The organism is Burkholderia sp. AU17457 (genome assembly GCF_002223255.1).
Taxonomy (GTDB): domain Bacteria; phylum Pseudomonadota; class Gammaproteobacteria; order Burkholderiales; family Burkholderiaceae; genus Burkholderia; species Burkholderia sola.
The window spans coordinates 1-12,262 of the sequence record NZ_NKFB01000008.1; the positions used below are offsets into that span (position 1 = coordinate 1).

11 protein-coding genes are annotated in these 12,262 nt (G+C 67.0%); 5 read left to right on the forward strand and 6 right to left on the reverse strand.

Annotated elements, in window-relative coordinates; translation table 11 throughout:
- Positions 1-299 precede the first annotated feature (299 nt).
- The 5 genes from CFB49_RS30120 to CFB49_RS30140 form a co-directional block, all read right to left on the reverse strand.
- Positions 300-764, reverse strand: coding sequence for a GNAT family N-acetyltransferase (locus tag CFB49_RS30120; RefSeq protein WP_089493698.1), 465 nt, complete (start codon positions 762-764; stop codon positions 300-302).
- Between the two features lie 143 nt (positions 765-907).
- On the reverse strand, positions 908-1,279 hold the full coding sequence (locus CFB49_RS30125; RefSeq protein WP_089493186.1) for a nuclear transport factor 2 family protein: 372 nt from the start codon (positions 1,277-1,279) through the stop codon (positions 908-910).
- A 51-nt stretch (positions 1,280-1,330) separates the two neighbouring features.
- Positions 1,331-1,930, reverse strand: a complete 600-nt coding sequence (locus CFB49_RS30130; RefSeq protein WP_089493187.1) for a hypothetical protein — start codon at positions 1,928-1,930, stop codon at positions 1,331-1,333.
- 198 nt (positions 1,931-2,128) lie between these two features.
- The gene (locus CFB49_RS30135; protein ID WP_249190606.1) at positions 2,129-3,382 is read right to left on the reverse strand and encodes an SMI1/KNR4 family protein; all 1,254 of its coding nucleotides are present in this window, start codon (positions 3,380-3,382) and stop codon (positions 2,129-2,131) included.
- A 119-nt stretch (positions 3,383-3,501) separates the two neighbouring features.
- Positions 3,502-4,506: an AraC family transcriptional regulator gene (locus CFB49_RS30140; protein WP_089493189.1), complete on the reverse strand. Its 1,005-nt coding sequence runs from the start codon at positions 4,504-4,506 to the stop codon at positions 3,502-3,504.
- Between the two features lie 144 nt (positions 4,507-4,650).
- On the opposite strand from CFB49_RS30140, the gene CFB49_RS30150 reads away from it, so the two are divergent.
- From CFB49_RS30150 to CFB49_RS30160, 3 genes are read left to right on the forward strand one after another with little or no spacing between them, the layout of a single operon-like run.
- Positions 4,651-6,318 carry an acyl-CoA synthetase gene (locus tag CFB49_RS30150; protein ID WP_089493190.1) on the forward strand — a complete coding sequence of 556 codons (1,668 nt, stop codon included), beginning with the start codon at positions 4,651-4,653 and terminating at the stop codon, positions 6,316-6,318.
- Positions 6,319-6,331: 13 nt separating this feature from the next.
- Positions 6,332-7,099, forward strand: coding sequence for a 3-hydroxyacyl-CoA dehydrogenase (locus CFB49_RS30155; RefSeq protein ID WP_089437578.1), 768 nt, complete (start codon positions 6,332-6,334; stop codon positions 7,097-7,099).
- 18 nt (positions 7,100-7,117) lie between these two features.
- Positions 7,118-8,308: an acetyl-CoA C-acetyltransferase gene (locus CFB49_RS30160; RefSeq protein ID WP_069620576.1), complete on the forward strand. Its 1,191-nt coding sequence runs from the start codon at positions 7,118-7,120 to the stop codon at positions 8,306-8,308.
- A gap of 154 nt (positions 8,309-8,462) precedes the next feature.
- Here CFB49_RS30160 and CFB49_RS30165 read toward each other — a convergent pair whose 3' ends face one another.
- Positions 8,463-9,155: a TetR/AcrR family transcriptional regulator gene (locus tag CFB49_RS30165; RefSeq protein ID WP_089493191.1), complete on the reverse strand. Its 693-nt coding sequence runs from the start codon at positions 9,153-9,155 to the stop codon at positions 8,463-8,465.
- 320 nt (positions 9,156-9,475) lie between these two features.
- On the opposite strand from CFB49_RS30165, the gene CFB49_RS30170 reads away from it, so the two are divergent.
- Both CFB49_RS30170 and CFB49_RS30175 read left to right on the forward strand, forming a co-directional pair.
- On the forward strand, positions 9,476-10,756 hold the full coding sequence (locus CFB49_RS30170) for a Zn-dependent hydrolase (RefSeq protein WP_069620578.1): 1,281 nt from the start codon (positions 9,476-9,478) through the stop codon (positions 10,754-10,756).
- Positions 10,757-10,885: 129 nt separating this feature from the next.
- Positions 10,886-12,223 (forward strand): NAD(P)-dependent oxidoreductase, encoded by a 1,338-nt coding sequence (locus CFB49_RS30175; protein WP_089493192.1) that lies wholly within the window; start codon positions 10,886-10,888, stop codon positions 12,221-12,223.
- Positions 12,224-12,262: the final 39 nt, after the last annotated feature.

The window sequence follows — 12,262 nt, forward strand, 5'->3', positions numbered from 1 at the left end:
GACCGTGAAACGACTCTACGCCGATGATAGTGCGGATTCCCGTGTGAAAGTAGGTAATCGTCAGGCTCCCTTAGCCAAGAACCCCCGCCCGAAAGGCGGGGGTTTTTGCATTTCGGCGTCCAAAAAACATGCTGGATGGCGAACTCTATGCGAGGCGGGGCGTAGAAAGCGTCATTAGACCGCCTGGTCGGACTGATCGAACTCAGGCATTTCTCCGCCGCAACTTCGCTTGTCACCACCGACAGTTCAATCCCATCGGCCACACGCACAGCGAACCATCTTGCTGCTTTCACTACCCATCAGACCGTGATCCGCAAGATCGGAAAAAACCTTCCCGGAACGACGCTGGATTCCTTTTCGCCGATCTTTTCAGCGCCGAGCGTCAGATAGAACGGCACAGCATTGGGATCCGCTTCGATCACAAAGCTTTTGATTCCTCTCGCGGCGGCCTCAGTCCGAACTGCTTCCCACAGCGCACGGGCGACACCCCGGCCCATATGATCGGGATGAACGAACAACCATCCGGGTGTCGGTCGACCAGAATCCACTGATGCTCGCACCCAGAACCCGATGATCGACTGGGCCGATTCCGCGACGTAACCGATCGCCCCTTCGATCGTCTCCGGCGAAATCGTTAGATCGCTTTGCCACAGGTCGAGCCATTCCTTCGGATAGCCCCAGTGCGCCTTCGAAAGGCGCGCCAGTCGACTGAGTTCGTCCGCGTCCGCGACACGTGCGGCACGCACGGTAAATAGCTTGTGCATTTCGTCTCTCGTCGTGGTCGACACCACCTCCGTCGACGTTTTCATCGGCGCATCACCCGCATCGTACGGTCTCACCGCCGACCGACAGCCGGCCCGTTCGCCATAGCATCACCTGCGGCAGTTCAACCGCACACGCGGCGCAGCTACACGACCTGCGATGCATGTCCTGCGACGACGCGCCAGTTAGCGCCTGATCGACGCCAGAGCCGCGTATAGGCAAATGTACCGGCGAATGCCGTGCCATCGAAATGGCCCGCGAGGGTCGCTCGCGTCGTGGTCAGGATCATCTCGTCGATCGCGCATGCGCGCATTTCGTGGACGTCGAGTGCGTCGAGACGCAAAAGCTTCGCGCGATGCGCGACGAGGTCGTCCTCTTTCGAGATGACCTGGCCGGTCGGGACTGTGAACACCAGATCGTCGTCCAGCAGCGCCTCGAGCGCTTCGACGTCGTTGGCGAGCATCGCCGCGCGAAGTGCGGTTTCGCAGGGTTCGATGACGGTACGGATCGCATCCATGTCAGGCCTCGCATCATTTCGGAGGGGTAGCGGTACGGCGACAAACGCAGCCTACCGCGCATTCGGCAACGACTGACGCCGCACCAGCATCACCAGGCAGATGCCGATCGACGCGATGAGGTTGACGGCCGGATAGAACGCGACCGCGACACTCCACGTGCTCAATGCCAGCAACGCCAGTGCGTACTTGAGCACGCACAGCGCGAAATAGGCGAGGCTCTCGCTCCACGGATCGCGGATCGTCTTGCGCACGGTCGGGCCAAGGCCGGCAAGCCCGATCAGCGTGACCAGACAGATCGACACCGTCGGATCGTCGGTCAGCATCCACAGCGGAATGGCCGACAGTGCCGCGCACAGGAACAGCCAGTCGAGGCCCGTCCAGCCGCGCTCACCGCGAAACAGGCTGGCGATCAGCGTCAGAAAGCACGTGAGGGCAATCGCCGCCGTGCACCACGCGGACGGCCCCGCGCCCGCGACGAACTGGCCGGCGGCCGCGATCGCCGTGACGACCGACCACACGAGCCACGTGAACAGATGCGGGCGAATGGTGCGCCGGTAGATCGCGAGCGCGTAAGGAATCGCTGCCAGCAACGACATGGCCGTTCCGATCACGCCGAAGATCGAAGCGGCGCTCCCATCGACATTCACCATCCGCGCAACCTCGTTCAGACTGGCCGACCAGTATGTGGTCTGACGGATCGGGGTGCAACGTCATACGCGCGCTGCGGTGCGGTGAGCGTCATGCAGATTCGCACCGGAACGTGCAAGAAATCCAATCCAATCCAAACAAACGGCACCCTGACTGCGATGCTGCAGGCAAACCCACGGCGCATCGGCGCCTGCTTGACGTCAGCAATCGAACATCCGCAGGCGCTCGGCGTGTGCTTCGAGCCCGTCGAGCCCGAGATAGTGGCTGAGCTTGCCGGCGCGAACCTTGCGGATGTCGGCCTTCAACTCGTCCAGCAGTTTGTCGCTCGCGGTGCGGTAGGCAACTGCCGTATCGACGCCATGGGCCGACAGCGCCGCGCCGATCAGCCGTGCGCTATCGGTGCCGCCGCCCGCGACGCAACGCGCCATTGCGTCGGCATCCGGCCGCACGCCGGCTTCAAGCAGCATGCGCATCAGCTTGACCGGTACGGCGCCGGACACGGATGCCAGCGCATCGGGCACGACTGGCGCGCCCGCGGCGAGCAACGCGGCGGCTGCGGAAAACTTCTGGCGTCGCAACGCGTAATCCGTCGGGATCGAACTGCCCGCGAGCGCCACGCCAAGATCGGCGACGATCGACGCCAGTCGCGCGACGAGTGCCGCATCGTCGTGATCGATCGCATGGCGTAATGCGTGCCGTGCGAGTACCGGCTGCATCCCGAGTGTGCCGTCGGCGAGCGGCGTGCGCCAGTCGATCACCGCTTGTCGATAGAACGCGATCAGCTTGTCGGCCAGCGAGGCCGGCAGGCCATGATCGTCGCGGCGTTCATCGACGTATTCGAGCAGCGCGACACCGGTGCCTGGTTCGCCGCCGGGCGCCAGCGGATCGGCATGAAGCTGCAGCGCGCCGAATGCTGCGTACAGATCGGGCGCGATCGTCGCGAGACCGTCCTCGTGCATCGCGCCGCGCCACGCGGGCGGCAACCCTTGTTTCCATGCAAGCACATGGCCATAGTCGTGTGCGCCGGGCTCCGTCACGACGTAGATGCGGTCGCAATATTCGAAGCCGCCGAACGGCAGCGCATCGATTTTGCCGTTCCACGTGCGCGCGTTCTCTTCCGCGGCTTCTTCGGCCAGTTCGAGTTCGTGGTCGATCCAGCCCTGCAGGTCGCGGTAACCGTCGCTGCCGTTGTAGAACAGTTCGCTCCAGCTGATGGCTTCGACATTGCCGTTCATCTCCAGCGTCAGGTCGTAGTCGAGGCTGCCGCCGGCCGTGATGCGCCACAACTCGAGCAGCGGGAGCGGAATATCGCCGTGACAGCAGGCCTGCACGGCCGCGATCTGGTCAGGCGCCATCGGCGGCTGTGCGTCGAAGATCACGCGGCCGGCAAACAGCACGATACCGTGCGCGCGCAGATCGGCCAGTTCGGTGTCGGAAAAGGAGGTGGCTTGCATCGGAGCGTGAGCGGTGAGGGTTGATCGGTGTTCGCCGCGGTCCGGGGACAATGGACGGCAGCCGCATGTTTGCATCGTATCAGCGGTGCGGGGCGAGACGTTCCGTGCTTGCACGCCATTCAAGACTCCGCGTTCGCCACATGCACGTCGCGCCGAAATGCACCGGGGCTCGTGCCCGTCCATTTCCGGAACGCGCGATGAAACGCGCTCGGCTCGGTGAAGCCGAGCTCGGCCGCGATCTCCGCGACGCTGAGCGCGCGCCCGCGCAGCAGCGACTGGGCCAGCGCACCGCGCAACTCGTCCTTGATCGCCGCGAAGCTTTGCCCTTCGCTGCGCAAACGCCGCCGCAGCGTCGCGGGCGTCGTGTCGAGGCGTACGGCCAGCGTATCGAAGTCGGGCCACTCGGCGGCCGGCAGCGCCTTTAGATATGCGCGCGTCTTCGCAACCCAGCCCGTGTCGTGCCGGTAGCGCACGAGCAGGTTGCCGGGCGCGCCGCGCAGGAAGGTCTTCAGCGCCTGCTCCGAACGGATCGTCGGCAGCGCGAGATAGGCCGCGTTGAATGTGAGCCGGCTGTCGGGCCGGTCGAAATGCACGGGGACGCCGAAGAACTGGTGATAGTCGCTGCGCTGGCCGGGGCTGGAGCACGCAAAATCGATGCGCTGCAGCGGGATGCGCCGGCCGATCAGCCAGCACGCGACGCCGAGCAGGATCAGCCAGAACGTCCGGTACGCGAACGCCGGGTACGGCGAACCCGATTGCGCCAGCACGATCTGCGCGTGCCCGTCGGCTACGATGAGCTCGCCGTGCGGCTCGTCGAGCACGACCCGGAGAAACTGCAGCGCGCGCCGCAGCGCCTTGTCGAGCGTGCCGGCATGCAGCACCGCGTGGCACAGCAGCGTGAAACTGCCGCGCCGCATCGGACGCGCGGCGAGCCCGAAGAATTCGTCGTCCAGGGTGCCCGCGATCGCGAGCCACAGGCGGCCGTACTGCTGCGGCGTGACGGACTCGCGCACGACGGCCGGCAGCCCGGCGCTGCGCAGCACGGGCGCCGTCGGCAGGTCGTGCCGGCGCAGGCACGCGAGCGCATCGTCGACGAAATCCGGCGAAATCATCTGCGGCCCCATTTTCCTGTGTCCCCCCGACATGGCAAAAGCGATCACGATTCTAGATTCCGTTTGTCATTGATTGCAATGTAGCGGCTGTCTACTATCGATGTATCCCCGTCGCGCCCCTGGCTCGCCGGTGGCCATAACGAACAGGAGACACGCATGCCTGAAGGAGCTACCGCCCAGCCGGTGCCGGCTTACGCCGACGCCGTGGCCCGGTTCAGTATCGAGACAGCCGCCGCGCAACTGAGCGGCGACCTGGAGCGCGGCCTGAACGCGTGCGTCGAATGCTGCGACCGGCACGCGAAGTCGGACGCGATCGCGCTCGACTGGATCGACGCCGGCGGGCAGCATCACCGCTTCACGTTCGCGCAGATGCAGGCGTTGTCGGCTCGGGTCGCGAACCTGCTCGTCGCGCACGGCGTGCAGCCGGGCGACGTGGTGGCCGGGCTGCTGCCGCGCACGCCGGAACTCGTCGCGACGATCCTCGGCACGTGGCGCGCGGGCGCCGTGTATCAGCCGCTGTTCACAGCATTCGGCCCGAAGGCGATCGAGCACCGGTTGCGGATGAGCGACGCGCGGCTGATCGTGACCAACGTGGCGAATCGCGCGAAGCTCGACGAAATTGCCGATTGCCCGCCGGTGGCGACGGTGCGCGAAGCAGGCGAGACGCTGCCGGCGCACGACATCGATTTCCGCGCGGCGCTCGACGCGCGGTCCGATACGTTCGAGCCCGTGCTGCGCAAGGGGTCGGACCTGTTCATGATGATGTCGACGTCGGGCACGACGGGCTTGCCGAAGGGCGTACCGGTGCCGCTGTACGCATTGCTCGCGTTCGGCGCGTACATGCGCGAAGCGGTCGATCTGCGCGCCACTGACCGGTTCTGGAATATCGCCGACCCGGGCTGGGCGTACGGCCTCTATTACGCGATCACCGGCCCGCTTCTCCTCGGCCATGCGACGACGCTCTACGAGGGCAGCTTCACGGTCGACAGCACGTATGACGTGATCGAGCGTCTCGGCATCACGAGCCTCGCGGGTTCTCCAACCGCGTTCCGGATGCTGATGGCGGCGGGGACGGAAGCGGCCGCGCGCATGAAGGGCCAGCTGCGCGTGGTGAGCAGCGCGGGCGAACCGCTGAATCCGGAAGTCGTGCGCTGGTTCCACGCGGCGCTCGGCGCGCCGATCCACGATCACTACGGCCAGACCGAACTGGGAATGGTCGTGAACAACCATCACGGCCTCGCGCACGTGGTGCACGTCGGTTCCGCCGGCTTCGCGATGCCGGGCTACCGTGTCGCGGTGCTCGACGAAGCGGGCCGCGAGCTCGGGCCCGGCGAGCCCGGCAACCTCGCGATCGACATCGCGCGCTCGCCGCTGCTGTGGTTCCGCGGCTACTGGCAGCAGGACACGCCGGCGATAGCGGGCGGTTACTACCGGACCGGCGACAACGTCGAGTTGGAACCGGACGGCGCCGTGAGCTTCATCGGCCGCGCGGACGACGTGATTACGTCGTCCGGTTACCGGATCGGCCCGTTCGACGTGGAGAGCGCGCTGATCGAGCATCCGGCCGTCAGCGAGGCCGCCGTGATCGGCGTGCCCGACCCGGAGCGCACGGAAATCGTGAAGGCGTTCGTCGTCCTGTCGAAAGGGTTCGACGGCACGCCCGGACTGGCCGAGGAATTGAGTCTGCACGTGAAGCGGCGGCTGTCCGCTCACGCTTATCCGCGCGCGATCGACTTCGTCGCCGCGCTGCCGAAAACCCCGAGCGGCAAGATCCAGCGCTTCGTGTTGCGCAAGATGGAAGCCGAGAAGATCGCTCAACCCTGAATACGGACTGCGAATGAATATCAAGGATCGTGTTTTTCTGATTACGGGCGCCGGTTCCGGCCTCGGCGCCGCGGTGGCGCGCATGGTCGTCGCGCAAGGCGGCAAAGCCGTGCTGCTGGACGTCAACGACGAGGCGGGGGCGCGTCTCGCCAGCGAACTCGGCGCGGCCGCGCGCTTCGTGAAGACCGACGTGACGAGCGAAGCCGACGCTCAGGCGGCCGTCACGGCCGCGCGCGACGCGTATGGCCGCGTCGATGCGCTCGTCAATTGCGCGGGCGTCGCACCGGGCGAGAAGGTCGTCGGCCGCGACGGCCCGCATTCGCTCGACCGCTTCGCACGCGCGGTATCGATCAACCTCGTCGGCACGTTCAACATGATCCGGCTGGCCGCCGAAGCGATGTCGAAGCAGGACGCCGACGCGGAAGGCGAGCGCGGCGTGATCGTCAATACCGCGTCGGTCGCGGCGTTCGACGGGCAGATCGGACAGGCCGCATACGCGGCGTCAAAGAGCGGCGTGGTCGGCATGACGCTGCCGATCGCGCGCGAGCTCGCGCGCTTCGGCATTCGCGTCGTGACGGTCGCGCCCGGCATCTTCGCGACGCCGATGATGGCCGGCATGCCGCAGGACGTGCAGGACGCGCTCGGCAAGAGCGTGCCGTTCCCGCCGCGGCTCGGCCGCCCGGAAGAATTTGCGGCGCTGGTGCGCCACATCGCCGAAAACACGATGCTGAACGGCGAAGTCATCCGTCTCGATGGCGCGTTGCGCATGGCGCCGCGCTGACACTGGAGGAAGCGAATCATGACGACTCAGGATCCGATCGTAATCGTGGGTGCGGCGCGCACGCCGATGGGTGGTTTTCAGGGCGATCTGGCGGCAGCCAGCGCCAGCGACCTCGGCGCGGTGGCGATTCGCGCGGCGCTCGAACGCGCGAACGTGCCGGCCGAACGCATTGATGAAATCGTGTTCGGCTGCGTGCTGCCAGCCGGCCAGGGCCAGGCGCCCGCGCGCCAGGCCGCGCTGAAGGCCGGGCTGCCGCTCGCGGCGGGCGCGACGACGGTCAACAAGATGTGCGGTTCCGGGATGAAGGCGGCGATGTTCGCGCACGATCTGCTGCTGGCGGGTTCGGCGGGCGTGGCCGTGGCGGGCGGGATGGAGAGCATGACGAATGCGCCGTACTTGCTGCCGAAGGCGCGCGCGGGCATGCGCATGGGGCACGGGCAGGTGCTCGACCACATGTTCCTCGACGGGCTCGAGGATGCGTATGAAAAAGGCCGCCTGATGGGCACGTTCGCCGAGGATTGCGCGCAGGCTTACCAGTTCACGCGCGAAGCGCAGGATGCGTTCGCGATTGCGTCGCTGACGCGGGCGCAGCGCGCGATCGCGGAAGGGCATTTCGTGTCGGAGATCGCGCCGGTGACCGTGAAGGCCGGCAAGACGGAAAGCGTCGTGTCGATCGACGAGCAGCCGGGCAAGGCGAAACTCGACAAGATCCCGACGTTGAAGCCGGCGTTCCGCGAAGGCGGCACGGTGACGGCCGCGAACGCATCGTCGATCTCCGACGGCGCGGCCGCGCTCGTGATGATGCGCCGCTCGGAAGCCGAGCGCCTCGGCCTCACGCCGAAGGCCGTGATCGTCGGGCATTCGACTTATGCGGACAAGCCCGGGCTGTTCGCGACCGCACCGATCGGCGCGCTGCGCAAGCTGTCGGAGAAAACCGGCTGGAACTTGCGCGACGTCGATCTGTTCGAGATCAACGAAGCGTTCGCGGTGGTGCCGATGGCCGCGATGCGAGATCTCGATCTGCCGCACGAGAAGGTGAACGTGCACGGCGGCGCGTGCGCGCTCGGGCATCCGATCGGCGCATCGGGCGCGCGCGTGATGGTGACGCTGCTGGCCGCGCTCGACACGTATGGCCTGAAGCGCGGCATCGCATCGCTGTGCATCGGCGGCGGTGAAGCGACGGCCATTGCGATCGAGCGCATCGCGTAATACGTCGCCGCAACACGTCGCTTTACGCATCGCATCGCATCGCATCGCATCGTTCGCACGCGCGAACGCGGCATCACGGGCGGCGCGTATCGCACGGGACATCCCCGTGTGGTGCTCGCCGCCTGTTTTTAATTCGGCGGATCGTCGTGTCGCGCTACGGCTTCGCGTTCGGCGACACCGCGCCGCACGCACGAATCACGAGCTGCACGACCTGCTCGGTCTTTTCGTCGAACGCCTTCTTCGTGAACGCGCGCTTGCCGCTCAGCGCGCGAATCTGCGCATCGAAATCCGCATAGTGCTGCGTGGTCGCCCAGATCAGGTACATCAGTGCATGCGGGTCGATCGGCGCGAGCAGCCCGCTCGCGATCCAGCCTTCGATCACCTTCACGCGGGTGTCGAACCACGGCTTCACACGTTGCGACAGGATGTCCTTCATGTGCTCCGCGCCGTGAATGATCTCGTTGGCCCACACCTTCGAGCCGAGCGGGCGCCGCTGCGACAGCGCCATCTTCGCGCGCACGTAGCCGCCGATCGCCTCCACCGGATCGTCGCCGGCCTCGAACGAGCCGGCCGCGCGATGCCAGTCCTCGAACAGGTCGTCGAGGACGCGTCGGTACAGCGCGAGCTTGGTCGGGAAGTAGTAGTGCACATTCGCCTTCGGCAGGCCGGCGCGCTCCGCGATCATCGCGGTGCTGGCGCCGGCGAGCCCGCGTTCCGCGAATACGGCCTCCGCGCACGCGAGCAGGTGCGCTTCGTTGGACTCGCGAATGTGCGCCTTGCGTCGCCGCAAAGGCGCCGGCGTTTCGTCCCGGTCGGTCGCTTCGATCGTCGCCTCGTCATGTCTCATCGTTACCCTCGCGCGGCGGCCATGCCGCGTTGGGCTTCATTCTAGCCGCTGATTCGCGTCGCGCGCACGCACGTGAATGCCGCCACGCCGCGGCGATGCTGCGTTGCGATGGCACGTTTCTCGCTCCCGTGCGTTGCGCAAGAAAGACGTTGCGCTGCGCATTTTGATCGTCTAAAACCTGTCCAATCGGACAGGATTTGACGCATTTCGCGAACCGACCGAGCATGCACCGCATCCGGGCGGCGCGCCCCGAAACAGGTCTCGCATGCACCGGCACAGACCGGGCTGACGACATCACCGACCCCACAGGAGCGATACGAATGAGCGCGGTATCGGAAACAGTGAAGCGGGCAGCTTTCGACACGTCGATCAAGGTCGACGGCAGGCGGCTGTGGGACAGCCTGATGGAAGTCGCGAAAATCGGCGCGACGCCGAAGGGTGGCGTATGCCGCCTCGCGCTGACCGATCTCGACAAGGCCGGCCGCGACCTGATCGTCGGCTGGGCGAAGGCCGCCGGCTGCACGGTGACGGTCGATACGATGGGCAACGTGTTCATGCGTCGTGCGGGCCGCGTGGCCGACGCGGCGCCGGTCGTCACGGGCTCGCACGCGGATTCGCAGCCCACCGGCGGGCGCTTCGACGGCATCTACGGCGTGCTCGGCGGCCTCGAGGTGATTCGCAGTCTGAACGATCACGGCATCGAGACCGAGCATCCGGTCGAGGTCGTGATCTGGACCAACGAGGAGGGGTCGCGCTTCGCGCCGGCGATGGTCGCATCGGGCGTGTTCGCGGGCGTGTTCACGCTCGACTACGGGCTGTCGCGCAAGGACGTCGACGGCAAGACGATCGGCGAGGAACTGGCGCGCATCGGCTACGCGGGCGACGTGCCGTGTGGCGGGCGCAAGCTGCACGCGGCGTTCGAACTGCATATCGAGCAGGGGCCGATTCTCGAAGCGGAGTGCAAGACGATCGGCGTCGTGACCGACGCGCAGGGGCAGCGCTGGTACGAGATCACGTTCACCGGCCAGGAAGCGCACGCGGGGCCGACGCCGATGCCGCGCCGCCGCGACGCGCTGCTCGGCGCGTCGCGGGTGGTCGATCTCGTCAACCGGATCGGCCTCGATCATGCGCCGTTCGGTTGCGCGACGGTCGGCATGATGCAAGTCCACCCGAACTCGCGCAACGTGATTCCCGGCCGCGTGTTCTTCACCGTCGATTTCCGTCATCCGGACGACGCCGTGCTCGCGAAGATGGACGCGGCGCTGCGCGATGGCGTCGCGCGCATCGCGGGCGACATCGGGCTCGACACCGAACTCGAGCAGATTTTCTACTACAAGCCCGTCGCGTTCGACCCCGCCTGCGTGGCGGCCGTGCGTGATGCGGCCGACCGCTTCGGCTACTCGCATCGCGACATCGTGTCGGGGGCGGGCCACGACGCGTGCTATCTGGCGCAGGTCGCGCCGACGTCGATGGTGTTCGTGCCATGTATCGACGGCATCAGCCACAACGAGATCGAGGACGCGACGCCCGCATGGATCGAGGCCGGCGCGAACGTGCTGCTGCACGCTATGCTGTCGCGTGCGTGCGAGCCGGCTTCATGACCGACCGGACATAGCGCAGCAGGCAGGCTGCGCGTCGCCTGACCGTAGCACCCCGAAGCATGACCGCCCCGACTGTGCATCCGCAGCCGGCGGGGACGGCTTTGTCTCCACCCAGTCGAAGGAACGCGTATGACCACCCAGCCAACCGGCGATATCGCCGCGCATCGCCTGTCGTCCACGCAACTCTCGTGCGAATTCGCCGATATCGCGCCGCTGCTCGATCCGACCGCCGCGGCGGCTGCCGCCAGCCGCTGCCACTACTGCTACGACGCGCCCTGCGTGCACGCGTGCCCGACGCAGATCGACATCCCGAGCTTCATCCGCAAGATCGGCAACGGCAACCTGAAAGGCGCGGCGATGGATATCCTGTCCGCGAATCCGCTCGGCGGGATGTGCGCGCGCGTGTGCCCGACCGAGATCCTGTGCGAAGGCGCATGCGTGCACAACCATCAGGATGCGCAACCGGTCGCGATCGGCGCGTTGCAGCGGCACGCAACCGACTGGGCGATGCAGACCGGTGCGGTGCAGTTCCGGCGCGCACCCGAGACCGGCCGCCATGTGGCGGTGGTCGGCGCGGGGCCGGCCGGGCTCGCCTGTGCGCACCGGCTCGCGCTCGCCGGGCACCGCGTCACGCTGTTCGACGCGCGGCCGAAGGCCGGTGGACTCAACGAATACGGGATCGCCGCGTACAAGACCGTCGACGATTTCGCGCAGCGTGAAGTCGAGTGGCTGCTGTCGGTGGGCGGCATCACGCTGGAAACGGGTATGGCGCTCGGACGCGACGTAACGCTCGACGCGCTACGCGAGCAACACGACGCGGTATTCCTGGCGATGGGGCTCGGCGGTGTGCGCGCGCTCGCGATCGACGGCGAGCAACTGGGCGGCGTGATGAACGCGGTCGACTTCATCGAGCAGGTGCGGCAGGCGGACGGATTGGAGAACGTGCCGGTCGGACGGCGCGTGGTCGTGATCGGCGGCGGCAACACGGCGATCGATGCGGCCGTGCAGGGCCGCAAGCTCGGCGCCGAGCGCGTGACGATGGTGTACCGGCGCGGCGTGGATGCGATGAGCGCGACGTGGGCCGAGCGCGAGTTCGCGCAGAAGAGCGGCGTCACGCTCGTCACGCACGCGAAGCCGGTGCGTATCGCAGGTACGGACGGGCAGGTCACGGGCGTCGAGTTCGAGGCCGCGTCGGGCGAGCGTTTCACCATCGACGCGGACATGGTGCTGAAGGCGATCGGCCAGACGCTCGTGCCGGACGGCATCGCGGCGGAATTGCTGACCGCGGACGGTTCGCGTATCGCGGTCGATGCAAACGGGCGCACGGCGCTGCAGGACGTGTGGGCCGGTGGCGACTGCGCGGCGACGGGCGGCATCGACCTCACGGTGCAGGCCGTGCAGGACGGCAAGCGCGCGGCCGCGTCGATCGACGCGACGCTCGCCGCGCGCGACGCGAAGGCGGCCTGAACGCGCGACGCACCGCACGCACACCGAACACGACCCCAT

Excerpts from the sequence above, each read along its gene's own strand:
- CFB49_RS30125 (WP_089493186.1), bottom strand. The coding sequence starts at position 1,279 with ATGGATGCGATCCGTACCGTCATCGAACCCTGCGAAACCGCACTTCGC.
- CFB49_RS30175 (WP_089493192.1), top strand. The coding sequence starts at position 10,886 with ATGACCACCCAGCCAACCGGCGATATCGCCGCGCATCGCCTGTCGTCC.
- CFB49_RS30155 (WP_089437578.1), top strand. The coding sequence starts at position 6,332 with ATGAATATCAAGGATCGTGTTTTTCTGATTACGGGCGCCGGTTCCGGC.
- CFB49_RS30165 (WP_089493191.1), bottom strand. The coding sequence starts at position 9,155 with ATGAGACATGACGAGGCGACGATCGAAGCGACCGACCGGGACGAAACG.
- CFB49_RS30120 (WP_089493698.1), bottom strand. The coding sequence starts at position 764 with ATGCACAAGCTATTTACCGTGCGTGCCGCACGTGTCGCGGACGCGGAC.
- CFB49_RS30130 (WP_089493187.1), bottom strand. The coding sequence starts at position 1,930 with ATGGTGAATGTCGATGGGAGCGCCGCTTCGATCTTCGGCGTGATCGGA.
- CFB49_RS30140 (WP_089493189.1), bottom strand. The coding sequence starts at position 4,506 with ATGGGGCCGCAGATGATTTCGCCGGATTTCGTCGACGATGCGCTCGCG.
- CFB49_RS30170 (WP_069620578.1), top strand. The coding sequence starts at position 9,476 with ATGAGCGCGGTATCGGAAACAGTGAAGCGGGCAGCTTTCGACACGTCG.
- CFB49_RS30160 (WP_069620576.1), top strand. The coding sequence starts at position 7,118 with ATGACGACTCAGGATCCGATCGTAATCGTGGGTGCGGCGCGCACGCCG.
- CFB49_RS30135 (WP_249190606.1), bottom strand. The coding sequence starts at position 3,382 with ATGCAAGCCACCTCCTTTTCCGACACCGAACTGGCCGATCTGCGCGCG.
- CFB49_RS30150 (WP_089493190.1), top strand. The coding sequence starts at position 4,651 with ATGCCTGAAGGAGCTACCGCCCAGCCGGTGCCGGCTTACGCCGACGCC.